The 25,668-nt window shown below is 72.0% G+C and carries 22 protein-coding genes; 9 read left to right on the top strand and 13 right to left on the bottom strand.

The genetic code is table 11. The features are described 5' to 3' along the window. Positions 1-66 precede the first annotated feature (66 nt). Positions 67-474 carry an ArsR/SmtB family transcription factor gene (locus tag Mam01_RS25515; protein ID WP_225312068.1) on the top strand — a complete coding sequence of 136 codons (408 nt, stop codon included), beginning with the start codon at positions 67-69 and terminating at the stop codon, positions 472-474. Next, positions 467-1,642 carry a cation diffusion facilitator family transporter gene (locus tag Mam01_RS25520; RefSeq protein ID WP_204287740.1) on the top strand — a complete coding sequence of 392 codons (1,176 nt, stop codon included), beginning with the start codon at positions 467-469 and terminating at the stop codon, positions 1,640-1,642. Before Mam01_RS25515 ends, Mam01_RS25520 begins: the two co-directional genes overlap by 8 nt. 18 nt (positions 1,643-1,660) lie before the next feature. Here Mam01_RS25520 and Mam01_RS25525 read toward each other — a convergent pair whose 3' ends face one another. Both Mam01_RS25525 and Mam01_RS25530 read right to left on the bottom strand, forming a co-directional pair. Next, on the bottom strand, positions 1,661-2,581 hold the full coding sequence (locus tag Mam01_RS25525; protein WP_204287741.1) for a hypothetical protein: 921 nt from the start codon (positions 2,579-2,581) through the stop codon (positions 1,661-1,663). Between the two features lie 490 nt (positions 2,582-3,071). After that, complete coding sequence (locus Mam01_RS25530; RefSeq protein WP_204287742.1) at positions 3,072-3,644, bottom strand: RNA polymerase sigma factor; 573 nt, start codon at positions 3,642-3,644, stop codon at positions 3,072-3,074. Positions 3,645-3,891: 247 nt separating this feature from the next. Here Mam01_RS25530 and Mam01_RS25535 point away from each other — a divergent pair, with 247 nt between their 5' ends. The 5 genes from Mam01_RS25535 to Mam01_RS25555 all read left to right on the top strand — a co-directional run bounded on the left by Mam01_RS25535 (position 3,892) and on the right by Mam01_RS25555 (position 9,518). Continuing rightward, positions 3,892-4,941 carry a glycosyltransferase family 9 protein gene (locus tag Mam01_RS25535; RefSeq protein WP_204287743.1) on the top strand — a complete coding sequence of 350 codons (1,050 nt, stop codon included), beginning with the start codon at positions 3,892-3,894 and terminating at the stop codon, positions 4,939-4,941. A gap of 263 nt (positions 4,942-5,204) precedes the next feature. Next, complete coding sequence (locus Mam01_RS25540) at positions 5,205-5,768, top strand: hypothetical protein (RefSeq protein ID WP_204287744.1); 564 nt, start codon at positions 5,205-5,207, stop codon at positions 5,766-5,768. 264 nt (positions 5,769-6,032) lie between these two features. Then, positions 6,033-6,500, top strand: a complete 468-nt coding sequence (locus Mam01_RS25545; protein ID WP_150938880.1) for a DUF6220 domain-containing protein — start codon at positions 6,033-6,035, stop codon at positions 6,498-6,500. Further along, positions 6,497-8,662: a multicopper oxidase family protein gene (locus Mam01_RS25550; protein WP_204287745.1), complete on the top strand. Its 2,166-nt coding sequence runs from the start codon at positions 6,497-6,499 to the stop codon at positions 8,660-8,662. The genes Mam01_RS25545 and Mam01_RS25550 overlap by 4 nt, the downstream gene beginning before the upstream one ends. 142 nt (positions 8,663-8,804) lie before the next feature. Next, on the top strand, positions 8,805-9,518 hold the full coding sequence (locus Mam01_RS25555; protein ID WP_204287746.1) for an SH3 domain-containing protein: 714 nt from the start codon (positions 8,805-8,807) through the stop codon (positions 9,516-9,518). Positions 9,519-9,883: 365 nt separating this feature from the next. Here Mam01_RS25555 and Mam01_RS25560 read toward each other — a convergent pair whose 3' ends face one another. Beyond that, positions 9,884-10,804, bottom strand: coding sequence for a GNAT family N-acetyltransferase (locus Mam01_RS25560; protein ID WP_204287747.1), 921 nt, complete (start codon positions 10,802-10,804; stop codon positions 9,884-9,886). A 127-nt stretch (positions 10,805-10,931) separates the two neighbouring features. Here Mam01_RS25560 and Mam01_RS37420 point away from each other — a divergent pair, with 127 nt between their 5' ends. Further along, positions 10,932-12,626, top strand: a complete 1,695-nt coding sequence (locus Mam01_RS37420; protein WP_204287748.1) for a glycosyltransferase family 39 protein — start codon at positions 10,932-10,934, stop codon at positions 12,624-12,626. Here Mam01_RS37420 and Mam01_RS25570 read toward each other — a convergent pair. The 10 genes from Mam01_RS25570 to Mam01_RS25615 all read right to left on the bottom strand — a co-directional run bounded on the left by Mam01_RS25570 (position 12,616) and on the right by Mam01_RS25615 (position 23,670). Beyond that, positions 12,616-13,473: a carbohydrate ABC transporter permease gene (locus Mam01_RS25570; protein WP_204287749.1), complete on the bottom strand. Its 858-nt coding sequence runs from the start codon at positions 13,471-13,473 to the stop codon at positions 12,616-12,618. The two genes, Mam01_RS37420 and Mam01_RS25570, sit on opposite strands and share 11 nt — an antisense overlap. Beyond that, positions 13,470-14,396: a carbohydrate ABC transporter permease gene (locus Mam01_RS25575; protein WP_204287750.1), complete on the bottom strand. Its 927-nt coding sequence runs from the start codon at positions 14,394-14,396 to the stop codon at positions 13,470-13,472. The genes Mam01_RS25570 and Mam01_RS25575 overlap by 4 nt, the downstream gene beginning before the upstream one ends. A gap of 7 nt (positions 14,397-14,403) precedes the next feature. Beyond that, a complete protein-coding gene (locus Mam01_RS25580) occupies positions 14,404-15,576 on the bottom strand; it encodes an extracellular solute-binding protein (RefSeq protein WP_239101604.1) in 1,173 nt (390 codons plus the stop codon). Positions 15,577-15,963: 387 nt separating this feature from the next. After that, positions 15,964-16,551: a GTP-binding protein gene (locus Mam01_RS25585; protein WP_150938866.1), complete on the bottom strand. Its 588-nt coding sequence runs from the start codon at positions 16,549-16,551 to the stop codon at positions 15,964-15,966. Next, entirely contained in the window at positions 16,532-16,906 is a 375-nt protein-coding gene (locus Mam01_RS25590) for a DUF742 domain-containing protein (RefSeq protein WP_150938864.1), read from the bottom strand. The genes Mam01_RS25585 and Mam01_RS25590 overlap by 20 nt, the downstream gene beginning before the upstream one ends. Next, positions 16,903-17,337: a roadblock/LC7 domain-containing protein gene (locus Mam01_RS25595; RefSeq protein ID WP_204287751.1), complete on the bottom strand. Its 435-nt coding sequence runs from the start codon at positions 17,335-17,337 to the stop codon at positions 16,903-16,905. Before Mam01_RS25595 ends, Mam01_RS25590 begins: the two co-directional genes overlap by 4 nt. After that, a complete protein-coding gene (locus Mam01_RS25600) occupies positions 17,334-19,619 on the bottom strand; it encodes a sensor histidine kinase (protein WP_204287752.1) in 2,286 nt (761 codons plus the stop codon). Before Mam01_RS25600 ends, Mam01_RS25595 begins: the two co-directional genes overlap by 4 nt. Positions 19,620-19,823: 204 nt before the next feature. Then, on the bottom strand, positions 19,824-21,389 hold the full coding sequence (locus Mam01_RS25605; protein WP_239101605.1) for a prenyltransferase/squalene oxidase repeat-containing protein: 1,566 nt from the start codon (positions 21,387-21,389) through the stop codon (positions 19,824-19,826). A gap of 2 nt (positions 21,390-21,391) precedes the next feature. Then, positions 21,392-22,294, bottom strand: coding sequence for a terpene synthase family protein (locus Mam01_RS25610; RefSeq protein WP_204287753.1), 903 nt, complete (start codon positions 22,292-22,294; stop codon positions 21,392-21,394). Then, positions 22,291-23,670, bottom strand: coding sequence for a cytochrome P450 (locus Mam01_RS25615; RefSeq protein ID WP_204287754.1), 1,380 nt, complete (start codon positions 23,668-23,670; stop codon positions 22,291-22,293). Before Mam01_RS25615 ends, Mam01_RS25610 begins: the two co-directional genes overlap by 4 nt. Positions 23,671-24,266: 596 nt before the next feature. On the opposite strand from Mam01_RS25615, the gene Mam01_RS25620 reads away from it, so the two are divergent. Continuing rightward, positions 24,267-25,403, top strand: a complete 1,137-nt coding sequence (locus Mam01_RS25620; RefSeq protein WP_204287755.1) for a cellulose binding domain-containing protein — start codon at positions 24,267-24,269, stop codon at positions 25,401-25,403. The last annotated feature ends 265 nt before the right edge of the window (positions 25,404-25,668 follow it).

The raw sequence follows: 25,668 nt of genomic DNA on the forward strand, positions 1-25,668 counted from the left end.
CCGCCGGTGGAGCCCCCCGGACCGCGGGTCGTTGACAGGGCGAACCGGTCACCTAAACTTCTTCATGTGAACGACCGTTCAAACGTTGTGGACATCGAGACCGCCGACTCCTGCATGCTGCCCGTGGTCGACGCCGGCCGGGTGGAGAGCGTCAGGCGGGTCATGCCGGGCCCGGAGACGATGGAGGACCTGGCGCAGATCTTCGGGCTGCTGTCCGACCCCGGACGGCTGCGGCTGATCGCGGCGCTGCTCGAAGGCGGCGAGATGTGCGTGTGCGACCTCGCCGCGGCCACCGGGCACAGCATGTCCGCGGCGTCCCACGCCCTGCGCCTGCTGCGGGCCCACAACGTGGTGAAGGTCCGGCGCACGGGAAGGATGGCCTACTACCGCCTCGCGGACTCGCATGTGCGACTGCTGTTCGATCTGGCGATCACGCACATCACGCATGAGGAGAAGGACCGGGACGATGAGTGAGACCGGCACAGGGCACGAACCCCCGCACGACACCCCGCACGAAACCCCGCACGAGGACCTGCGGGGACCCCGGCGCGGGACGGAACAGGGACACGGACATGGTCGCGCCCCCGGCCACGCTCATGGTCACGGGCACGGCCACGCGGTCAGCGCCGAGGCCGACCGGCGACTGCTGACCGGCGCGCTGGTGCTCATCCTCGGCTTCATGGCGGCCGAGGTCGTCGTCGGTGTCGTCGCGCGCTCCCTCGCCCTGGTGTCCGACGCCGGGCACATGCTCACCGACGCCATCGCGATCGCCTTCGCGATCGTGGCCATGCGGATCGCCGCCCGGCCGCCCCAGGGCGGCTTCACGTACGGCCTCAAACGCGCGGAGATCATCTCCGCGCAGATCAACGGCATCACGTTGCTGCTGCTCAGTGTCTGGTTCGTCTACGAGGGCGTACGCCGGCTGATCGAGCCGCCCGAGGTCGCGGGCGCGTACGTGGTCGTGACGGGGATCGCCGGGATCGTGGTCAACCTCGCCGCGACCTGGCTGCTGAGCAGGGCGAACCGGTCGAGCCTCAACGTCGAGGGCGCGTTCCAGCACATCCTGAACGACCTGTTCGCGTTCGTCGCGACCACGGTCGCCGGCGCGGTGGTGTGGGCCACCGGCTGGAGCCGGGCCGACGCCCTGGCCGCGCTGGTCGTGGCCGCCCTGATGCTCAAGGCCGGCTGGGGCCTGGTGCGCGACTCCGGCCGGGTCTTCATGGAGGCCGCCCCCGCGGGCATGAGCCCCGCCGAGATCGGCCGCAGGACGGCCGCCCTGGAGCATGTGGTCGAGGTGCACGACCTGCACATCTGGGAGGTCACCTCCGGCTATCCGGCGATGTCCGCGCACATCCTGGTCTCTCCCGGATCCGACTGCCACGCCGTACGGCAGGCCGCCCAGCGGATGGTCCACGACGAGTACGGCATCGCCCACACCACCCTCCAGGTCGACCACGCCCCTCCGGACCTGCTCGCCATCGGCGGCCCGGCCGAGCCCCACTGCGCGGAGGCGCACGGCCCGGCGCACACCAACGGACGGCCTCCCGAGGACGCCTCCGGCAGGCGCGGCCCGAACGGGTGCCCGGGACGCCGCAGGATCAGATTCCCCCGCCCCGACCGCCTCTCCGATCGCCCCAGCTGACCGTCGCGATCCGCCGGTTCACCCCGCCGGGGTCCGGTCGTCGAGCGTCCATCCCCGGCGAAGGAACAGCCGGTAGCCGACGACGGCGGGAACGTCGATCCCGAGCTTTCCGGCATCCGTGGTGAGGATCTCCTCGCTGGAGCCGAGGCGGCCGGTGCCCGGATCGATGACGAGCACCAGCCTCCTGGGCAGTCCCCTGGTCACGTCCAGGGCGACGGCCTCCCCGGCCCGGCCCGCCCGGTCGGTCGTCCGGCCCAGATAGCCGAGCGGCTGGCCCGCCAGCATCCGCCAGAGCGCGGCCGAGAGCCGGGGAGGGACGTTCCACTCGCCGTGGAGGTCGACGACGGCCCGCACCAGCTCCTCGGCCTCGGTCACGTCACCGGGCACGGGCCCCGGCGGCAGGAGGGCCCGGCGGAGGGCGGCGGCCTCCGCCGGCAGCCGGTCCGGCGACCGGCTCGACAGCGCGGCGCCCGCCGCGAACACGTCGTCCGACGTGGGGGCCACGTCGGCGGCGACCGCGGCCAGCCGCTCGCTGCCGTACCCGATGACGATCGGCGTGCCGCGACGCTCGACCCGCCGCACCGGGTCCGCCGGGGAGATCGGCGTCCACTGCTCCGTGACCGTGGGCACGACGGCGGTGCCGGTGCGACCACCGGAGACGGTGACGTTGAGAATCCACTCGTTGAGCCGCAGGTAGCTGTATCTGGCGCCCGCCGGTCTGGTCGGGTCCGGTTGCCGTCCGGCGGCCTTCGCCAGCCGCAGCAGGATCGGACGCGCGGGCGGCAGGCTTCCCGTCATCGACGACTCACTCCCCGATCGGTGGTAGGACAGCATGGCGACGGTCGGGACACGGGCGGCGGGTTCGTCCGCGGGCTCGCTCGCGGGACCCCGCCGCGTGATCCCCGCGAGGAGAGCGATCACCACGGCCCCGGCCGTCACCCACGCGACCGTCGCGCGCCGGACCGGCAGGCGCCCGGCTGACCGGCGCCTACTGGGGTGTCCACGGACCTTGGCCGGGTCGGTCGCTGCGCGGGAAGGAACCTCCGGTCCTTCTTTGGCCAAGTCGGTCACTGCGCCGGAAGGAACCTCCGGTCCTCGCGAAGCCCGCTTCGCTGGGCCTTCGCTGCGGTCCTCGCTCCCTTCCGCTCCGCTCCCTCCACCCCGGTGAACATTGGCGGACGACGCACCAGCCGACAGGCGCCGGACCAACGGGCGCCGGGCCGTCGCGGCGGGGGCACGCCGCCGGCCGGAGCGCCGCCCAGCCCCGGGAACCGCTGTCGGGTCCGCTGCGGGATCCGCTGCCGGGTCCGGTGACGTGGAGACGATGGCCCGCAGCGTCGCCCGCGCCCGTGGAGTCCACGCGGCTCCGGCGAACGTCTCCGACGGCGCCGGATCGATTGGCGCCAGCATCCGCCGTACGTCGGTGAAGTCATCGGTCACGACCCGCGCTCCTCTCCAGCGGACCGGGCCGCGGCGCGCCGGGCGGGGTGACGGCCACCCCGTGGTCGCGCAGGGCGGCGAGGAAGCGTTGCCGGGCGCGGCGGGCGCGGGCGGCCATGGTCGCGGGCGAGCATCCGAAGACCACCGCGGCCTGCGAGACGGACAGGTCCTCCCAGCCGATCAGCCGGAGGATCTCCCGGTCGGCCGGGCTCATGCGGTGGAGGACCTCCTCCAGCGCCGTGGCCGCCACCACGTCCTCACCGTGGTCGCGGGCGACCGTCCGCCCGGACCACGCGAAGTTCGCCAGGCGGGCGAGCAGGCGCACGCTCCGCCGTTCGCGCCGTTCCTCGTTCGCGATGACACGCCGCGCGACCCCGTACAACCAGGGCAGCACGTCCGCGTCCCGCAGCGGCACGTCCCGCAGCCTCCGCCAGGCGATGGAGAACGTCTCCCCGGCGATGTCACCGGCCGTGTCCTCGCCCACCCGCCGTGCCGCGTAGCGCAGGACACTCTCGTAGCAGGTGTCGAACATCCGCGTGAACCTGACCACCTGCTCCGACATCCATGTCCCGCCCTCCGTCCGTCCGCACCTGTCTATGTCCGGCACCGCCCGGCGGATGACAGCCGGACGCGAAAAGACTTGCGGCCGGGGGCGCGGGCGGCGGCTCGGCGGCGCTGTTTGCCGTACGACCCCAGGGGTATCAGCCGCGCATGTCCACCCCGTCTGACCTCGACGTTCTCGTGCCCACCAGGAATCGCCCCGGTGCGCTCGCCGTGACGCTGGTGGGTCTCGCACGACGGGGACGGCGATGGGCGGGGTGATCGAGGGGGTGAACCGGATCGCGGTCCTGCGGGCCAACGCCCTGGGTGACCTGGTCCTGGCCATTCCCGCCCTGGAAGCGCTGCGCCGGGCCTACCCGGGGGCGCGGCTGACCCTCCTCGGCAGGCCCTGGCACGCGCGTTTCCTGGAGGACAGGCCGGGCCCGGTGGACGACGTCGTCGCCCTGCCGCCGATCTCGGGCGTCTCCTCGACGGCGAACGGCCACGAGGCCCCGGAAAGCCTGTTCAAGGAACTGCGCGAGCGGCGGTTCGACCTCGCCGTGCAGATCCACGGCGGCGGCCGCCACTCCAATCCGTTCGTCAGGGCGATCGGCGCCCGGGTGACGGCCGGGTTGTGCTCACCGGACGCCGAACGGCTCGACCTCTGGGTGCCGTACGTCCACTTCCAGCACGAGATCCTCCGCCACCTGGAGGTGGCGGCGCTGGTCGGCGGGACGTCCGACGTGTTCGAGCCGTGGATCACCGTGACCGGCGCCGACCGGGCCGAACTGGCCCGCGTGTACGGCGCGCCGCCGCCCGGCCTGGTGGCCCTGCATCCCGGGGCGACAGATCCGCGGAGACGCTGGCCGGCCCGTTCCTTCGCCGAGGCCGCCGACCGGCTCGGCCGGCCGGTGGTGATCACCGGTGTCGAGGCCGAGCGCGAGGTGGCCGAGAAGGTGGCGGCGGCGATGCGACGGCCCGCCGTCATGGCCGTCGGGACGCTCGGCATCGGCGGCCTGGCGGCGCTCCACGAGCGGTGCGACCTGGTGATCTCCAACGACACCGGCCCCCGGCATCTGGCCGCGGCGGTGGGGACCGCCACCGTGAGCGTCTACTGGTGCGGCAACCTCATCAACGCCGGGCCGCTCACCCGCACCCGGCACCGGTCCCTGATGTCCTGGACCGCCGAGTGCCCGGTCTGCGGCGTCAGCGGGCTCGATCCGCGTGTGGAGCGGTGCCCGCACGACGAGTCGTGGGTGGCCGAGGTCACGGTCGACGAGGTGGTGGAACAGGCCGAAGACCTGCTGCGCGGCGAATGAGGACCTGACACGGCACCCTGCCCCTCCGCCCGGCGCTCCGGCCCCCCTCCGGCCGGGAGGCCGTCCGCGGGAGCCGTGCGGGCAGATGCGCGGACGCGGGCCGGCGCGCGGACGCCGCCAAGGTGCGCGGACGCGGGCCGGCGCGCGGACGCCGCCAAGGTGCGCGGACGCGGGCAAGGTGCACGGACGCGGCGGGCCGTACCGCCTGGGGGACAAGACGGCTGCAAGGTCCCTCCAAGACTCCCGCCCTAGGGTCGGCCGACATGAGCAAGAACCTCGTCATCGGCGGACTGCTGGCAGCCGTGTCGGCTGTGGGCCTGCAGGCCGCTCCGGCCCATGCCGCCACGCCCCGGACCGCGACCCAGGCCGCCTCCACACAGACCGCCGCAGGACAGTCCGCCGCAGGACAGTCCGCCGCGGCACAGGGCACTACGGCGCCGGCCGCGTGGACGCGGCCCGCCCCGGCGCCGCTCCACTGGGGGCCGGTGCGTTCGCGGGCCGGGCACCGCGGCTACGCCACGGCCGACGTCTGGATCACCCGGTTCACCGCGGAGACCTTCGTCGTCTCCGGCAGCCTGTACGACCGCGACGCGCACGGCGGCCACTGCGCCTACATCAGGGCGCGCTTCCACTACATCGGCGGCGGCACCGGCTGGGCCCTGCCGCGTACAACCTGCGCGTCGCGGAACGCGTTCCGGCTGTCGTCGGACGGCCGGATCAAGCGGGTGGACGTCAAGGTCTGCGTCGTGGACCGGGCCCGCCGCACGACGCTGAACTGCCACAGCGACGCCATCACCCCCGCCATCATCGCCGGCTGGCCGCAGTGACGGCGTACTCCCCGCGTGGTAGCGGCCCGCGCCGCTGATGCGACGGCGGTAGCCACAAGCCCCTTCCGGCGTGCGACGACGCGGGCGGCCCCCGGCGGCGACGATCGGAGCGCCGCCGGGAGAGCACACGGCCGGGCGGAAGACCTGCCCTCGTACTCCCCGAGCGGTAGCCGACGTGACTCTCACAGAGGGACGACGCGCCGGTTCGATGTGGGACACGATCCCGGTGATCCCCACAGTCCGCTCATCGAAGGGAGCACCGCCGTGCGCAAGGTCTACGCCGTATTCGCGGGACTGCTACTCGCCGCCGCCGTCGTGCAGATGTATCTGGCGGCCGTCGGCGCGTTCGACAAACCCCAGGACGACTCCTCGTTCGCCGCGCACAGCATGAACGGCATGCTGGTCATCCCGGTGCTGTCGCTGGTGGCCACCGCCGCCGCGGCGGCGGCCCGGGCGCCGGGGCGGCTCATCGGCCTGACCGCCCTGCCGGTGGGGCTGGTCGTCGTACAGTCGCTGATCGTCGCGCTCGGCGGCGTGTTCGAGGACGCGGCGGGCAACACCACCCCGCTCTCCCTGGCGATCCTCGGGCTGCACGCCCTCAACGGCATGGCGGTCATGGGCGTCTGCGGCATGGTGTTCGGCCGGGCCCGGCGGCTCGCGTGGACCGCCCCTGCCTCGAAGGAAGACGCCGTGTCGGGCCACGTGGACGGCTCGGCGGTGCGCGCGTCGTGACCACCGACCGGCTCATGGCGCTCGACCTGCTCGTCTCGGTCCTGGCCGCGGCGGCGTGGGCGGGCGCGGGGGCGGCGGCCGCCGCCCGACGCCCGAGGACGGCCGCGGCCCTGATGGCGGGGGCCATGGTCGCGTCACTGGCCCGGGCCGGGTCCGTTCTCGCGCTGGCCGGGGCCGGCTGGTGGTTCGTCCAGGAGAAGGTCACGGTCGCCCTGCCGTTCCTCCTGACGGCGAGCGTCGTCACCGCCGTGACGGCGGGGCCACGGCTGCTGGCCGCGTCCCGCGCGACCTCGGCGGCCGGACGGGACGCCGTGGGGTCGCCCGCGATCGTGGTCCCCCTGCTCGGGGCCGGGTACGCGGCGGCGGCCGGTCCCGTGCAGACCTTCCTGCTGGGGTATCCGGCGGAGCCGGGCTCCGCGCTCATCCTCCTGGCCGTCGTCGCGGGGGCCGTACTGGTGACATGGCGGGCGATGGCCCCGCGGGTGCCCCTGCTGCGCGCGGCGACGGCGGCGACGGTCGCCGCCGCCCTGGCCGGCGGGGTCCTCACGTTCCTGCCGGCCACCATCGCCGGAGCCACGACACCGGGAGCCGCCCTGGGAGCCACCACCTCCGGAGCCGCCACTCCTGAAGCCGCCACCACCGGAGCCACCACCCCCGAAGCCGCATCTCCGGGAGGCGGCGCACTGGGAGACGGCGCCCCGGCTACCACCCCAGCCGCTGACGCCCCTGCCGAGGGCGGTCACGACATGCCGGGACATGCCGCGTCCGCCCAGACGTCCGCCCAGACGTCCGCGCCCGGCCGCCCGGTCACGGATTTCCGCGGCCCGGCGGAGCCCGCGCCCGGCGGCACCGTACGCCGGTTCACGCTGACGGCGCGCACGGCGACCGTCACGCTGTCGTCCGGACGGAAGGTGGCCGCCTGGACCTTCGACGGACAGGTTCCCGGCCCGCCGATCACCGCCACGCAGGGCGACCTCGTCGAGGTGCGGCTGCGCAACGCGGACATCACGGAGGGCGTGACCCTGCACTGGCATGGCTACGACGTGCCTTCGGGCGAGGACGGCGTGCCGGGGCTCACCCAGGAGGCCGTGCCGCCGGGCGGCGAGTTCGTCTACCGGTTCCTGGCCGCCCAGACGGGGACCTACTGGTACCACACGCACGAGGTGTCCGACATCGGCGTACGGATGGGTCTCTACGGCATGTTCGTCGTGGCGCCGAGAGGGTCCGCGACCACCGGCGTGGATCTCACCCTTCCCGTGCACACCTTCGCGGGCACGACCGTGGCGGGCGACCACGACCAGCCCATCCTCCAGGGGGTGGCGCCGGGCACACCGGTGCGGCTGCGCCTGGTCAACACCGACAACACTCCGCACCGGTTCACCCTGGCGGGCACGGTCTACCGGCTGGTGGCCGTGGACGGCGCGGACCTGAGCGGGCCGGGCCCGCTGAGCCGGGCCGGGCTGAGACTCCCGGCGGGGGGCAGGTACGACCTCGCCTTCACCATGCCGTCCGGCCCGGTGGTCCTGCGGGCCGACGACCGCACCGAGGTCGTACGCCTCACGGCTACGGCGAGCGGCACCGGTCACGCCTCCGAGACCGACGCTCCCGGCACCCAGCACACGTCCGACAACGCCACAGACGCCGGGGACACCGGGGACTCCGCGGCGGCGGCCGGGTGGCCGGAGCTCGACCTCACCCGGTACGGAACGCCGGCGCCCACGCCGTACACGTCGCGGTCCCGCTTCGACCGGCGGTTCACGCTCGTGCTCGACCGAGGGCTCGCGCTCGGGGACGGGCTGCCGATCTACGCGCACACGATCAACGGCCGCGCCTACCCGCACGTGCCCACCCAGGTGGTCAGGGAGGGCGATCTCGTCCGCCTCACCGTGGTCAACCGGGGCAGGGACACCCATCCCTGGCATCTCCACGGTCACCGGGTGCTGGTGCTCGCGCGTGACGGCCGCACCCCCACCGGGAGCCCTCTGTGGCTCGACACCTTCGACGTACGGCCCGGGGAGGTGTGGGAGGTCGCGTTCCGCGCCGGGAACCCCGGTCTGTGGATGAACCACTGCCACAACCTCAGCCACGCCGATCTCGGGATGATGCTGCACCTCGCGTACGAGGGGGTGACCACGCCCTTCCACGGCGGCCACGGCGGGTGAGAACCCGCGCCGGGTAAAAAATCCGGTCTCGCCGCCGGACGAGGTGTAAACGCACGGTAATCGGATCACAACTTCGGGTGAGCGGAGCAGGCCTGGGTCCCCCCGCCGGGCGTCGGGCGATGCCGACCCGAAGGGAGAGACCGTGAGAGTGGCCAGGAGCGTCGTTCCCGCGCTGGCGGTGTGGGCCTCGGCGGGATGGCTCAGCCTTCCCGCGTACGGCTTCGCGGCGACCCGCCCGCCAGCACCCGGCGGACCCGCGGCCGCCGTCCGCCCGCCCGTGCCGGGCGGGCCCGCAGCCGCCGTGCCGCACCGGGAGGCGGGCCGGCCACCCGGGCGGCCCGGGGCTTCCGGCTCCCGCCGGGAGGGCATACGCCAGGAGGTCACGCGCCAGATCGAGCAGGCCCCCGGGCGCGTGTGCGCCTACCGTCTCCAGGGCGTGAGCGCGGGAGGTTTCCTCCACGTACGCGCGGGCGCAGGGCACCGTCACGCCCCCGTCGGCAGGTTGCGGGTGTCCGACGGCGGCTTCGCCGGTTCCTGCGCCGCCAACCACGGCTGGATCGCGGTGCGGGCCGCCGACGGCGCGTCGGGCTTCGCCTCCGCCCGCTACCTGCACCGGCTCGATCTCAGCGGCCGGCCCTCGCTGTCGTGCGCCTACCGGCTGAGGCACGTGCACAAGGGCGGTTACCTCAACGTCCGCGAGGGCGCGGGGCTCGGCCACGTCCCCGTAGGGAAGATCCGCCCGGCGCAGGGCAACATCGCCGGGGCCTGCACCGCCGGCCACGGCTGGGTGGCCGTGGACACCGCCGACGGCATCCCCGGCTGGGCCTCGGCCCGCTATCTGCGGAAGATCCCATAGGACGTGCCGGGCCGTCCGCCGGCGACCGTGCGCCGGGGTTCCAGCCCGGCGCGCCGGCAGGTTCGGCCCGGTGCACCGGACGTCGCGCGTTCACGGGTGCCGCCTCCGTCGTCCCGTCCCCGGTGTCCCCCTGGCCGGGGACGGGAAGCACCCCCACCCGCCCAGGTCGTCACCCGAGCCCGGGTCAGGAAGCCCACGCCCCTTCCGGATCGATCGCGTCTACCAGGGGTCACGGGCTCCGCGCCGCCACACCCCGCAGAGAACAGGACGAGCAGCGCGGCGGACGACAGGGTTCGGGCAAGCGGCGAGAGCCACCCATGCTGGTCAGCCGAGGCCGGGATCGGTCGCGGTGTCAGCCGGGCTCGTCAGCCGAGGTCGGGGTGGGGGATGTAGCAGTCGAGCCGGAGGAGGTCCTCGCTGGTCATCAGCGTGTCCATATCGTCGATGCGCCATCCGGCGTCGAGCAGCAGGGGCAGCAGCGGGTGTGTGCCCGGCACCGCGATCTCGACGGAGCCCGCGCCCGAGCAGGCGTCGGCCGCCTCCAGCACCGCCTCCACGCAGTCCTGCGGGGTGTCGCCTCCGGCGGGCCCGATGACGGCCGAGTCACCGGCCACCCGCACGAACGCGTACCCCGAGGCCGCGACCCGCACCGTCACGCCGGGCAGGCCCGCGAACCAGCCGAGGGTCGCGATCCGCTCCCCGCCCGAGATCCGGGCGTCCAGAGCCGCCGCCGCGTCCACGTCGCGGGCTCCCGGCGCGAGCGGGCCGCTCTCCGGACGCGCGAGGGCCACCCCCGCGAGAGTCTCGTTCCCCGCCCGTCCCACCCGACCGCTCTCGGCCGGGTATCCGTTCCGTGCCGGGGGTGCGCTCTCGGCCGGGCGTGCGCTCTGTGGCGGGCGGCTGAGGTAGAGCAGGGGGCAACGGGGCCGCATACCGCGCCGGACGTACAGGGCGAGCGCCCTGAGGTCGGCCGAGGCGAAGGTCATCATGGGGGCGCCGGACGGCAGCAACCGCGACAGGATCATCCGGCCCGCTCCCGACGACTGATGGTCCGGCAGGACGAACAGGTCTCCGAGGTGCGTGATCCTCCCCCGGGGCAGGGTCGCGCCGAAACCCGCGATCGTGCCGTCCACCTCGCCGACGACCACGGTGCCGAAGTCGCGCTCCGCGTCCAGGAAGTCCGGCCTCTCCGGCCACCGGCCGAGAAGCCGGAAGTGGTCCGCGACGGCGCGCAGTCCGGGAACGTCCCCCTCCGTCGCGGTGCGGACGACGACGGACTCCGCCATCGATCTCTCCCTACGAGTTTTCCTCACGTTCGGTTCACCTTAGGCCCCGTTCTCCTTCCTGTTGCCCGGCGGGGCATCGGGTGGGACGCGAACGAGCCAGAGGACACCCGCAGGACACGGAGGACGTGTGAGGATCAGGCACCACGCCGGCGCCCGCCCCGGGCGGAGCGCTCGCGACGCGGCCGTGCCGGCCGTCCCGGCCCTGGCCGCGCTGCTCGCCTGCCTGTGGGGCATCAGGCGTGGGTCGATGTGGCAGGACGAGGCGACGACGTACGTCGTCGCGGGAAGGCCGCTGCCCGGTCTCTGGCGCACGCTCGGGAACGTCGACGCGGTGCACGGCTGCTACTACCTGCTGATCCATCCTCTTCTCCGGCTCGTGGGCGACGCCGTCCCGGCGGAGGTCGCGATCCGGATTCCCTCCGTCGCCGCCACGGCCGCCGCGGCGGCCGGCGTCGCGGCGATCGGACGGCGGCTGGTCTCCGGCCCGGCCGGCCTGTACGCCGGTCTCGTGTACGGCACGGCCCCCGCCGTCGTCGCCTACGGCCAGGAGGGACGGTCGTACGCGCTGGTCGGAGCCGCTGTGGTGGAGGCCACGCGGCTGCTCACGCGGGCGCTGGAGGACCCGGCACGCACGAGGAGATGGATCTGGTACGCCGTGGCGCTGGCGGTGGCGTGTCTGCTCAATCTCTTCGCCGCCCTGGCGCTCGTGGCACACGCGGCCACGGTCCTGGTCGTCGCCCGCGGGCGGACCGCCAGAGACGCGGGAACGGCCGCGGAGGCCGGTGTCCCCGGTGCGCCGCAGCGGTGGAGTGTGCCGCTCAGGTGGGCCGGAGCGAGCACGTGCGCCCTGCTCGCCGTCCTGCCGCTCGCGCGGATCGCGTTCGGGCAGCGCGACCAGGTGTCATGGCTGGAACGGCCCGGCTGGGCCGAGGTGCGCGCTCTCGTGGAACGGTTCGCCGGGTCCGGTCTCTCGCTCGCGGCGACCGTCCTGCTCGTCCTGCTGGGACTGACGCTGCGGGTGAGCGACCGGCGTGCGGACGGGGTGGGGCTCCTGGCGGTGGCCGTGCCGCTCGCCGTGCTGCCGCCCGCCCTGCTGATCGCCGTCTCGCAGGTCCACCCCTTCTACCAGGACCGCTACGTCCTGTTCTCGATGGCGGGGCTCGCGCTCCTGACGGGGGCGGGGCTGGCCCGGGCCGTACGGTTCGTGCCGGGACCGGCGCCGGAACAGTCACCTGGCCGGTCGCCGAGCGAAAGCACGGGTGAAACCCCGAGCCAGACCCCGAGCGGATCACCAGGCCAATCCCCCGAGCTGTCGGCGGGCCGGTGGCGGGGCGGGCCGCGGGCGGCCGTCGCGGTGACGCTGCCCGTGTTGCTGCCCGTGTTGCTGCTGGTGGCGTCCCTGCCTGACCAGGCCGCCGTACGGCGGATCGACAGTCGTCCGGACGACCCGGCCGCCGTCGCCCGGGTCGTCGGGCCGGGACGGCGGCCCGGAGACGCCGTGCTCTTCCTGCCCTCGATCCGCCGCCTGGTCGCCGAGGCGTACCCCGCCTCGTTCTACGGGGTCCGCGACGCGGCGCTCAGGGCCGGCGGCGCGGAGTCGGGCACGCTGGCCGGGCGGGAACTGCCCGCGGAGGACCTCGCCGCCGCGCTGAGCGCGGCGCCCCGGGTGTGGGTGGTGAGCCGTCCGCATCCCGCGCCCGCCGACCTGGCGTCCGCGCGGGACACGGCCAAGCGCGACCTGCTGCGGAAGGACTACCGGAAGGAGCGGGCCTTCCGGGTGCTCGGCTACACCGTGCGGCTGTACACGCGGATCAGCCCTTGACGGCCCCCGCGGTGAGGCCGCTGACGAGCTGACGCTCGGCCACGGCGTAGAAACCGAGGGCGGGCAGCATCGCCACCACGATGTAGGCCATGACCCGGGCGACGTCCGTCGCGTACTGGCCCTGGAACTGCTGGACGCCCAGCGGGATCGTGAACAGCCCGTCGTCGCTGAACACCACGAGCGGCAGCATGAACTGGTTCCAGCTGTTCACGACGGCCAGCACGGAGACCGTGGCGATCGCGGGCCGGGCCATCGGCAGCAGGATCCGCCAGAAGAAGCCGAACGGCGTGCACCCGTCGAGGATCGCCGCCTCCTCGATCTCTCCCGGGATGGCCCGGAAGAAGCCGCGCAGGATGATGATCGTCATCGGCATGCCGAAGGCCGCCTGCGGAAGGATCACGCCGAGCGGGTTGTCGAGCAGCCCGAACATCCGCAGCAGCACGAACAACGGCAGGATCGCCACCGCGAACGGGAACATGAGCCCGGCGGCGAACATCGTGAAAAGCGCCTCGCGGCCCCGGAAGGCGAACCGGGCGAACACGAAGGCCGCCAGCGCCGACACCGCGACGACCACCAGCGTGGTCAGCACCGCGATGTAGGTGCTGTTCCAGAGCATGCGCCAGAACGGCCCCGAGGCGAGGATGCCCCCGTAGTTCTCCGGCATCCAGGGGTCGGGCAGGCCGATCGGGTTGCTGGACAGCTGCCGGGTGGTCTTGAAGCCGCCGAGCACGGCGTACACCAGGGGAACGGCGACGAACAGCGCCGTGATCACGACGATCGTGTGCAGGGACAGGCTGCGCAGGGGACCGCCCGACGTCGGCGACTGCTTGTGGCGGCTGGTGCTCATCGCTGTTCTCGCAGCACGGTGGAGGCTCCTTGGAGGTCACGCCGCATGACGTATCTCTGGTAGAAGAGCGCGAACACGAGGCTGATGAAGAACATCACCACGCTGATCGCACTCGCGTAGCCGACCTGGAAGCGCTTGAAACCGAACTGGAACATCGTCACGGCCATGGTCTCGGAGGAGTGCGACGGGCCTCCGCCGGTGATGATCCAGACCAGGTCGAACAGCTGGATCGCACCGATGACCGACAGGAACACGCTGATGCGGATGGTGGGGCCGAGCAGCGGCAGCGTGACGTAGCGGAAGACCTTCCAGCCGGTCGCGCCGTCGATCTGGGCGGCCTCGGTGAGCTCCCGCGGGATGCCCTGGCGCCCGGCGATGTACAAGATCATGTGGAAGCCGAAGTACTTCCAGGTCATGACGATGAACACCGACATCATCACCGACGACGGGTCGGCGAACCAGTCGAGGGGGTCGACCCCGAACCAGCCCAGGACGACGTTGGCCAGGCCGTCCGTCGGCGACAGGATCATCATGAACAGGACCGCGGTGATCGCCTCGGACAGCATGTACGGGGCGAAGAACAGCAGGCGGAAGAAGGCCCGGCCGTGGATCCTCTGGTTGAGCAGCATGGCGATGCCCAGCGAGAGGGGAAGCTGCACCACCAGCGACAGGATGATCAGCAACACGCCGCGCCAGAGGTCGCCCAGGAAGACCTCGTCCGCCAGCAGGCGGGTGAAGTTCGCCAGCCCGACGAAGTCGGTGGGCAGGCCGCGCATGCCGTTCCACTTGAAGACGCTCGCGTAGAAGGCGAGCAGGATCGGCGCCACCACGAGCCCGAAGAAGAGCACGAGCGCGGGCAGCAGGAACAGGAGAATCGTGGTGAACCCCCGGAGCCGGTGGCTCCGGGGTCTCGTCGTCTTCACGCGGCAGTTACTCCGACTTCGCCGTTTCCGTGATGGCCTGCGCCACCTGCTCCGGCGTCTTGGTTCCGCCGATCAGCTGGGCCACACTGTCGTTGACCTCCTGGCCGACGGCCGGCGGGTACGCCTGGTCGAGGTAGAGCTGGAACCCGGTGGCCCCGGCGAGGTTCTTGGCGACCACGCTCAGGTTCGGGTCCGTGACCGCGTCCTCCTCGCCCTTCAGCACCGGGAGCACACCGCCGGTCGCGACGGCCTTGCGGTGCTCGGTGCTCTCGGTGAGGAACTTCACCCACTCGAGCGCCTCGGGCGGCGCCTCGGAGCCGATCGCGTAGCCGCCACCGCCGCCGAAGGCGTCGGTGACCGCGCCGGCGCCGCCGTCGACGGCCGGGAACGGGAAGAAGCCGAGGTCGTCGCCGAGACCCTTGCCGGCGTCCTTCTCGACCGCGGGCGCCCACTGGCCCATCAGCTCCATGGCGGCCTTGCCGTCGCCCATGGTCGCGGCCTGGCCGCCCGGGTCGCCGTACGTCGCGCCGAGGAAGCCCTTCTGGAACGGCTGGAGGTCCGCGAGCTCCTTGAGCTTCTGTCCCGCCTGCACGAAGGGGGCGCCCGTGAAGTCCTTGCTCTCACCCGCCTGCTTCAGCGCGTCGAGGCCGCCGATCCGCATGGCGAGGTACGCCCAGTAGTAGTGGCCCGGCCACTTGTCCTTGCCGCCGAGGGCGATCGGGGTGACGCCGGCCGACTTGAGCTTCTTGACGTCGTCGATGAGCTGCGACCAGGTGCTCGGGGGCTCGGCGATCCCGGCCTTCTTGAACAGGGCCTTGTTGTACCAGAAGCCCACCATGCCGATGTCGTCCGGGATCGCGTACGTCTTGCCCTCGATCTGGTACGCCGACAGCGCCGCGTCGGTGAACGTGCCGATCCAGGAACCGGCGTCGCCGGAGAGGTCCTTGACCAGGCCCGCGTCGACCTGCTGGCCGAGCACGCCGCCACCCCAGGTCTGGAAGACGTCCGGCGCCTTGCCGGACTGCGTGAGCGTCGTCAGCTTCGCCTTGAACGCCTCGTTCTCATAGGGAACGCTCTTGATGGTGATGTTCGGGTGCTTGGTCTGGAAATCCTTGATCGCCTGAGCGCCGTAGCTCTTCAAGGGCTCGGTGGTCCAGATGTTCCACCACTCGACCGTCACCTTGCCGCCGGCTGAGCTCTTGCTCTCGCCGGCATCGTTCCCGGTACTACTGCATCCCCCGAGGACAAGCGCGGACGCCGCAAGCAGCGCCACACTCCGACGACTCGAATTCACGGCGGTTTCCCTTCTGGATTCCAACCGAAACTTTCGGAATTCAGACCGATAGTTTCTGCGATGGGGCAGAGGTTACAGCGGGCTCACGCTCATATCAACGGCTGTTGTGCAGCTGTTACGCGCCGCTGGAGACGAAAGAAAGGCATGCCCGCCGCTCTAATCACAAAAGGGATTTGAAGGAATAAACCCGACTTAACTCCATGAACATCGCAAGTGACTTGAAAACGGAAGGAGGCCGTGTGGTGACACGGCCTCCGGAGAACGCGGGACGCGTCAGTGGGCGGCGGCGGTCGGCCGCCGGCCGTACGCGTGCTTGACGAGCGCGATCAGAACCTCCTTGCCCGACTCCCGCCTGCGCGCGTCGCACAGCAGGATCGGCACGTCCTGGCCGAGGTTGAGCGCGAGCTTGACCTCGTCCAGTTCGAAGACCGGTGCGCCCTCGAAGCAGTTCACCGCGACGACGAAGGGGGTGCCGCGCCGCTCGAAGTAGTCGACGGAGGGGAAGCAGTCGGCCAGCCTGCGGGTGTCGGCCAGCACCACCGCGCCGAGCGCTCCCCGGGCGAGCTCGTCCCAGACGAACCAGAACCGCTCCTGGCCCGGGGTGCCGAAGAGATAGAGGACGAAGTCCTGCCCGATGCTGATGCGGCCGAAGTCCATGGCCACGGTGGTGGTCGCCTTCGCCTCGACCCCGGACAGGTCGTCGACGCCGACGCTGAGGTTCGTCAGCGTCTCCTCGGTGCGCAGGGGCCGGATCTCCGAGACGGCGCCGACCATCGTCGTCTTGCCGACCCCGAAGCCGCCGGCGATCAGCAGTTTGATCGCCTTGGGCATCTTCAGGGTGTCAGAGTGCCCGGAGACCATCGAGCACCGCCTTGTACATCCGCTCGTCGAGCACGTCCATCTCCGGTTGGGGCTGCTGCACGGCCACGAACCCCCGGTCGAACAGGTCGCCGAGGAGGACCCGGACGATCCCGGCGGGCAGGTCCAGGTGGGCGGCGATCTCCGCCACCGACAGCGCCCTGCGGCACAGCCGCACGATCGCCTGGTGCTCGGGGTCGAGCCCGATCTCCGCCCCGGTGGTGGGGCGGATCGTCACCGCCAGCGAGATGAGGTCGAAGCGGTCCTGCGCCTCCGTACGGCCGCGCGCGATGACGTACGGCCGGATCGTCGGCGCGTCGAGTAAGCGTTCCTCGTCCGGGCTCCACTCAGGGTTCACAGGCGGACCTCCCTGCCCGTGGCCCGGTCGATCGTGGTCCGCGCGGGCGAGGTCAGGTACTGCCCGACCCGCGCGACGAGCATCGCCATCTCGTACGCCACCAGGCCCACGTCGGCGTCGCCCGTGCAGAGCACGGCCAGGCAGGCGCCCTGCCCCGCCACCGTCACCATCAGGAAGGCGGACTTCATCTCCACGATGGTCTGCCGTACGGGCCCGCCCTGGAAGCGCTCGCCGACGCCGCGGGCGAGGCTCTGCAGCCCCGACGCGACGGCGGACAGATGCTCGGCGTCCTCCAGGCGCAGGCCCTGGGATGTCGCCAGCAGCAGACCGTCCGTGGACAACACGATGCCGTGCTCGACTTCGCGGACCCGCGCGACAAGGTCGTCGAGCAGCCACGCGAGGTCCGCGGACGCCCCGGTCTTCTGTGTCACCGGTTGTCCTCCCCTTCACCTAGCAGCTTGGCGGCCTCGGATCTGCCGCGCCTGGTCCCCGACTGGAACGAGCCCATGATCTTGCGGATGTCATCCGGCGAGCGGTCCTCCTCGTCCTCCGGCTCCGCGCCGCCCTTCGGCTCCTCGGCGAGCGCCGGAGCGAGGCTCGCCTGGGGCACCCGGAACGGCAGCCCGGACGGGGTGAACGCGGCCGGCGGCTCGGGCCCGGCGGCCGGCTCGGCGGCGATCGGCGCGGGCCTGGGCGTCTCTGCTGCCCTCGGCACGGGAACCACCTCCTGGACTGGTAGCGGGTCCGCGTCGGGCGCGCCCACCAGCGCGATCTCGCGCGCCCCGCGTTCCCGTCGGTCGAGACGAGGACGGGTCTCCTGCTCGGGCTGTTCGTCACCGTTCTCCATGACGAGCTCGCGCGGCAGCAGGACGACCGCGGTCGTGCCGCCGTACGGCGACGCCTTGAGCGACACCCTGATGCCGTGCCGCTCGGCGAGACGGCTGACCACGTAAAGGCCGAGCCGGGCGGTGCTCGACAGGTTGAACTCGGGCGGATCGGCGATCCGCTGGTTGGCCGTCTCCAGGTCGTCGGGGCTCATCCCGAGACCCCGGTCCTCGATCTCGAGGGCGTACCCGCTGGCCACCACCTGACCGCCCACCTGCACCATCGTGTACGGCGGGGAGAACGACACCGCGTTCTCGATCAGCTCGGCGAGCAGGTGGATGACGTCGCCGACCGCGCGCCCGTTGAGCGCGGTCTGCCCCATCGGCAGCACGGTGACCCGGGTGTAGTCCTCCACCTCGGCCAGCGCGCCGCGTACGACGTCGACCATGGGCACCGAGCGCCGCCAGGCGCGGGCGGGGGACGCCCCGGACAGGACGATGAGGTTCTCGGCGTTGCGCCGCATGCGGGTGGCGAGGTGGTCGATGCGGAACAGGTCCTTCAGCTCCGCCGGGTCCGACTCGCGCCGCTCCATGACGTCGAGCAGGGTCAGCTGGCGGTGGACCAGCGACTGCGTGCGCCGGGCGAGGCTCAGCAGGATGTCGCGGATGCTCTGCCTGAGCTGCGCCTCCTCGACCGCGGTGCGGATCGCGGTCTCCTGCACGGTGTTGAACGCCGCGCCCACCTGGCCGATGACGTCCGGGCCGAAGTCCAGCGGCGGCGCCTCCGCCCGCACGTCGACCTTCTCGCCCTGCGCGAGGCGGGCGACCACTCCCGGCAGCCGTTCGTTGGCCAGTTCGAGCGCGGCCTCCCGCAGCTTCTCCAGCTGGCGGACCAGCGCCCTGGCCGTCGTGACCGACAGGATGATCGACGCGACGACCGCCACCAGGCCGAGCACGCCGGCCAGCAGGAGCCGGGCGATGACGCCGACGGCGACGGGGGCGGTCCGATCGACCAGGCGGTCACCGGCCTCCAGGATCGCGGTCTGCAGTTCCGCCAGAGCGGGCTCCGTCGCGGCCCGCCACTGCTCCGCGAGGATCGGCGGCAGGCCGCCGGGCCGCGTGCTCTGCATGACGTTCTCTTCGAGCGCGCGCAGGCGGGTGAACGTCTGTCCCCGTTCCAGGCGTTCGAAGATGGCGCGGTCCGAGTCGGGCAGCGCGAGGACGGCCTCGCTCTTGTGGAAGCGCTGGACGCCGACGATCTCGGTGAACCGCGCGCGTTCCGGCACGGTCAGCCGCCCGGCCGAGAGGGCTCCGGCGAGCAGCGCGTCCTCCTCCGAGAGCAGCTCCCGTGCCCGGCTCAGGTCGATGAGCGTGCGCGTGTCCCGCGCGACGTCCTTGTCGTCCAGAGTGGCCAGCGCGTCGTACGTGCGGTAGACGGAGTCGACGACCGTCGTGTAGGAGTCGTACGCCTTCGCGCGGTCGGACTGCCCGCCGTCGACGAGGCTGCGGTTCTTCGGCAGCCCGTCGAGCTGGTGGATCATTTCGTCGATCCGCCGCTTCAGCACCGCGTCGGCGGCGAACTGCACGTTGTTGCCCTTGGCCAGGCGGCGGAACTCGGCGCCCGCCGCGTCCGTCCGCGCCCGCTGTGCCCGCAGATTGCCGCGGTCGGCCGAGGGATTTCCCATGGCGACGACCGTGAGCCGCCGTTCCCGCTGCAGTTCGACCAGGAGCGTCTCGCTCGGCTGCGCCACACCGGAGTCATAGACGGCGACCCAGACCAGGTTCAGGCCCTCCCGTAGCGTCACCCACGCGGCGAACGCCCACAGCGCGGCAAGGGACAACAGCAAAGCCGTCACCTTGGTCCGCACGCTGGAATTACGGAAGCGCATGTGACCACCTTGCGAAATCGGCGATACGCGAGCGTTTCGCGGCGATTACCATCACCCGACGTCAAGGGGCCGCACGCGCTGCTCACCCCAAAACCCGCGCTACATCTCGGACACCTTAGCAAATGCTAAGAAAACCCCTCAAGCCGGAGCATTGTGGTCAATAATGTCCACTTTTCCGAAATTGACGGATTTCCCGAGCGCTGATCATACTTGACCAGCAAGCCTCACAACAAGTGATCGAGACTGTGCAAGGTGCATCGCCGCCAGAACGGCCGCCCGCACGACCGCCAGCGGCCGATAGAGGTCCTTGTCGTGCCACAGCGGCGGCCCGTCGGACACGTCGGCCGACCGCAGCAGGTAGGCGTATCCCCGTGCCGCCGCCTCCGTCACCCGCTGGCCGCTGCCGGCGAAGAGGAGGAGTTGCAGGGCGTAGGCCGTCTCCTCGACCGTGCCGGTCCAGCGGCCCCATCCCCCGTCGTCGCGCTGGGTGTCGAGCACCCACTCGACCCCGGCCCGCACCGCGTCCGCCGCTTCCGCGCCGCCGAACTCGTGCAGCGCGAGGCCGCAGGAAGCGGTCCCGTAGTACCGCGACGCGTGCCACCGGTCGTCCCAGCTCCCGTCCTGCCTCTGCTGTTCGCGGAGCCAGGCCGACAGCTTGCGGATGGCCGGCGCGTACGCCGGGGCGGCCTCCGGCCGTAGGGCGGCGTACTGCCCGAAGGCGTCGAGCACGTGAGCGTTAACACTGACGGACGCGCCTTCTTCTCCCTGCCAGGTGCAGAAATGCGTCGGCGTCTCGAACGCCCACAGGCTGCCGGGCTCCTGGGGCTGGCCGAGCAGAGTCAGCGCGTACAGGGCGACCGAGGTGGTGTCGGCGTCGGGCGGCAGTCCCGCGCCCGCCGACGTCCCCGCCGGGCCGATCGCCGTCCTGAGGTCCACCAGCATCTCCGGAGGGACCTCGAACGGGATACCGGCACGCGCCAGCCAGCTCAGCACCCATCCGCGCTCGAAGACGGTGATCGGCAGGCCGACCGGCACCGGGCCGCCGTGCCGCCGCACCACCGCCTCGAGGTGCCAGCGGACGGGATGCGCGGGTTCGCTTGGTCCTCGGTCGCCCAGCCACGCCGCACTCGCCGCGGGCGACGCGCCGACCGTGCCGATCTCGGTCACGTGGACCGCGGCCGCGCCGTGGGCCGCGTCCCCGGCGATCTCCAGCGCGTGCAGGAGCTTCTGGGGGATCTCCTCCTCCGACGCCACCCACTCGCGAACCGCCGCCAGCGGGGCCTCGCTCATCCCGGCGGGCAGCACGAGAGCGGCGCTCATCCCGTTGTCGGCGAGATGGTCGTTGATGCGCGCGACCAGCGACGGGACGATCAGCTCGATGGCGGGCATGTCGGGCAGCGACAGCCGCGTGCCGCTGAGGCAACGCGACAGCCGTCGCAGCCCTCGCGCGGCGGCCTCCCGCAGCGCCTCCACCCGTACGCCGGTGTCCTCGCCCCGGCGCAGCACGGACAGGAGCGCCTCGGTCGCGCTGAGGGTGGGCACCAGCCCGTAACCGTCCGGGGCTCCCCAGCTTCCGTCGGCGCGCTGGTTGCCCATCAGCCAGCGCACGCGCTCGCCGTGCCCGGTGAGCCAGGGGGCCAGGGTCACCAGGCGGCCGGTCTCGTAGACGGACGGGGAGACCTGTCCCCACGGCATGGACATCAGCCCGAGCACCAGGTCCTGGGCCGCGGCGACGATGTCCGGCGCCGGCGGCGGGGCAAGTTCGTTCACGCTCAAAGTTCGCCCCAGTAGTCCGCGAGCCCGTAGAAGCCCGTGCTGTAACCGATCTGCCGTTCGAGGTAGGCCGACTCGTCCGGGCGGCCGCTCCGCAGGGACCGGAGCCGGTCCCCGCACTCCTTCGTGAGGATCCCGATGTGCGCGACCACGTCGTCCCTGGTCACACCGAGCAGAAGCGCGTTGAGATCACCCCAGGTGACGTCGCGCTCGTAGGTGGCGAGGTCGTTCAGCAGACGCAGCACGCGCTGCACCGCGTCGCTCGCCTCGGTCAGCTCCTGCAGGTGAGGGACGACGCCGGGATCCGCGGCGTGGATCCAGTGCGAGATGTTGACGAGCGTCGATCCGAAGTTTCCGGCGTTCCCGAGATACTGCTCGAAGGAGGGCATCGAGCCCCCGCCGGGGATGCGACTCTTCCACTCCCACTCGCGCGTCATCGCCGAGAGCATCCCTTCGAGCTCGCCCCGCCAGGCCGCGCGCAGCCGTGGGAAGAGCGGGGACGCGGCGAGCTCGTCGCGGATGACGGTGAGGAACCGCGTGAGCGGCGTGTCCGGATCGGGCGTACGGTCGTCCGCGACCGCGAGCGCGCCGCGCACGAGGTCGTCGATCTCCTGCCGCGAGGTGGCCTCGTGGTCGATCAGCCAGTCGGCCGCGAAAATCCACAGGGACGTGCGGTTGGCGACCCTGAGCCTCTCGGCGGTCGCCTCCGGAGACCCGAACGCGTTGGCCAGCGACACCGCCGCGTACAGGGTCGCGTCGAACGGCCTGGCCGCGAACAATTCGGGGAACGCGGTGGCGCACTCCTGGAGATCCCGCTGACAGCGCGCCGCGAGAGCGCAGGCCCTGCCACTTGCCGCCGCCGACGCCAGATGCCCGGCGTCGAGGCGTGGTGCCGTGCTCATGCCCCGGCGCCTCCGGCGACGGGATCGAGGCGCACCTCTACCGTTTCCTTGGGCCGCATCGACGCGCCCGGGAACGGCGTGAGCGGCCTGGGGGCGCGCACCCGCGGCCGGAACCGGGCCAGGATGCCGGCCACGATCAGAGGCGCCTCCACATAGAAGAGGTGCTGGCCGAGGCAGAGATGAGGGCCTCCGCCGAAGGGGAAGTAGGCGTACCGGTGCCGCCGCTCACGCTGGTCCACCGCGAAGCGCTCGGGGTCGAACTCGTTCGGACGCTCCCAGAACTCCTCCAGCCGATGGGTCACGTAGGGGCTGATGAGCAGGGTGGCACCGGGCTCGATCGGCACGTCGCCGAGAAGGCCGGCCCGCCGCGCCATGCGCGGAATCATCCAGCCCGGCGGGTACAGCCGCAGCATCTCCTGGAACACCGACTTCATGTAGGTCAGCCGGGGCAGGCAGGACGGGTCCACCGGGCCGTGCCCGACGACGGTCTCCACCTCGTCGTACAGGCGTGCGGCCACCTCGGGGTGGTCGTGGAGGAGTGGCCACAACCAGGTCAGCGCCACGGCCGTGGTCTCGCTCGACGAGCCGTAGATGCTGACGAGGTCGTCGCGGATCCGCCGCTCGGCGGACGGGTCGTCCTCGTCGCGGCGGGCGCGGGCGAGCGCCGAGATGATGTCGTTGCCGTCACCGGGATCCCTGCGGGCCTGCCTGACCAGCGGCAGCACCACGTCGTCGATCACCTCGGCCGCGCGCTTGAAAGCCCGGTCGCCGGGCATCGGGACCCACTCGGGCGCGAAGGGCATCAGCAGCCGGGAGGTGAACGAGGTCGCGGCGATCCCGTACGCCGGGGCGAGCCGCTCGGCGTCCGCGACGGAGATCTTGTCGCCGAACAGGACCCGGATGACGGTCCGGCTCACGAGGCGGCCCAACTCCTCGCAGACGTCGATCCAGCGCCCCGCCCGGGCGTGCGCCTCCCACGCCGTGAGCTCCTCGTCGATCGTCTCGGCCATGTCCTGGGTCAGGCTGGCGACGTACCTGGAGGTGAAGAGGGGTTGCAGGATTCTCCGGCTGGATTCCCAGTCGGGGCCCTCGGTGAGGATGCTCCTCCCGGCGAGCCGCTCCACCGGCTTCCAGAAGGCGCCCTCCCGCGGGTGGTTCTCCCAGTCGCCGCGCAGGACCTGCTGGACGTGGTCCGGGTGGCTCACGAGATAGGGACGGAAGGGACCCAGATTGAGCCGGACTACCTTGCCGCGCGCCCGCTGGGCGGTTCCGGCGAGCATGTTGACCGGGTCACGGAGCAGGGGGCGGATGGTACGGCGCAGGGGCAGGGATAAGGATCTCGCAGGTGGCCTGATGTCGATCGCCTCGGAAGTCACGGCCGTCTCCCTCTCGCGGTAGGCATGTGGCCGGACGCCCCTCGCCTGGGCCTCGTCCAGTGACCACACCGATCGTCACTGGCGGAGTATCACATGGCAGGGAAGATATGATCAAGATTCTGGCCGAGTGATACTTTTGTAGGGTTTCATTACCAGATGAACCATCGTTGATCCATTGGCCTGGTTTGGGAGCGCCGAAACCGCCGTGACCAGGCACAACAAAAAAGGGCCGGACCCAAACGGCCCGGCCCTCACGACGCGGCGTCAGCCGTGGCTGGTCACCAGCAGCGCGATGCCGACGAGGATGACGATGGGGATCAGCCACACCACGACCTCGCCGAGGAACTCCTTGTACATGGGGACCGAATCCTCTCGGTGACGTGCAAAGCGAACGGACCTGCAGCATATTCGGTCCGGCCGCCGCGGCGGAACCCGCATCGTCCCAGGCGGCGGCGGGTGCGGGGCCTCGCCCCTCCAAGATCGAAACTGAAACGTACATGCATCGCCGCAGGCCGGCGCGTTCTCCCGGCGCCGTCCCTGGGCCGGACGGGTCACCGCTCCCTACCATCGCGCCGGACGGCACGAGGGAGAGCGGAATGTCGAAGAGAAGTGCGGCCCTGGCGGCCCTGCTCATGGTGCTCGGACTGCTCGTCACCCGGCCCGCGCAGGCGGCCCCGGTGCGGATCATGGCGCTGGGCGACTCGATCACCGGATCGCCCGGCTGCTGGCGGGCCCTGCTGTGGAACCGGCTGCAGAGCAACGGCTTCACCAACATCGACATGGTGGGAACCCTGCCTCCGCAGGGCTGCTCGGTCGCCTACGACGGCGACAACGAGGGTCACGGCGGCGCGCTGGTCACCAACGTCGCCGACCAGAACCAGCTGCCCGGGTGGCTCTCGGCGACCCGCCCCGACATCGTGCTGATGCACTTCGGCACCAACGACGTGTGGAGCAACAAGCCCACCGCGACCATCCTCGCGGCGTACGGCAAGCTCGTGGACCAGATGCGGGCGAGCAACCCGAACATGAGGGTGCTGGTCGCGAAGATAATTCCGATGAACCCGGGCACCTGCCCCGAGTGCGGGCAGCGGGTGGTCGACCTGAACAACGCCATCCCCGGCTGGGCCGCCGCCAAGACCACCGCCGCGTCCCCGGTCCAGGTGGTCGACCAGTGGACCGGCTTCAGCACGAGCGCGGACACCTACGACGGCGTCCACCCCAACGCGAGCGGCGACCAGAAGATGGCCGACAGGTGGTATCCGGCCCTGTCGACACTGCTCGGCGGCGCTCAGCCGTCGCCCTCCGCATCACCGTCCGCATCGCCGTCACGGTCGCCTTCCCCGTCCGCGTCCCCGTCCGCCTCGCCCTCCCGTTCACCCTCTCCCTCGCCGTCTCCCTCACCGTCTCCCTCGCCGTCGACCAGCCCTGGAGGGTGCTCCGCCACCTACGTGGTCACCAACCAGTGGGGCGGCGGCTTCCAGGGTGAGATCACGGTAAAGAACACCGGCACGGCTCCCATCAGCGGCTGGACCGTGACCTGGACCTTCGCGAACGGCCAGCAGGTCTCCCAGGCGTGGAACGGCACGCTCACCCAGAGCGGGGCGAACGTGACGGCGAAGAACGTGAGCTGGAACGGCTCCCTCGCCGCGGGCGCCACCACGACCCTGGGTTTCCTCGCCTCCTGGAACGGCGCCAACTCCGTTCCCTCCCCCGGCTGCGTGGCCACCCCCTGACCTCCACCGGGCCCGGCCGGTCACGGCGCGGCGGCCCGCCCGGCAGGCGCGCGTCCCCCGGTGCCCCGAGCGGGCCCCGGGGGACGCGCGCGAACAGCGGCGCCACGACCCCATGCGAACGACCCGCCTGGCCCCCACTCCGCGTCACCGCCCCCTGGCGGCGCGACCCGCCGCCCGGGTCGAGGCGGCGGTGGACATTACCGGCAGATGCACATGAACTGAATTCCCTGCGACCCGCCCTGTCCACCGTCCGGCGGGCGTGTTC

Source organism: Microbispora amethystogenes, from assembly GCF_016863015.1.
Lineage (GTDB): Bacteria > Actinomycetota > Actinomycetes > Streptosporangiales > Streptosporangiaceae > Microbispora > Microbispora amethystogenes.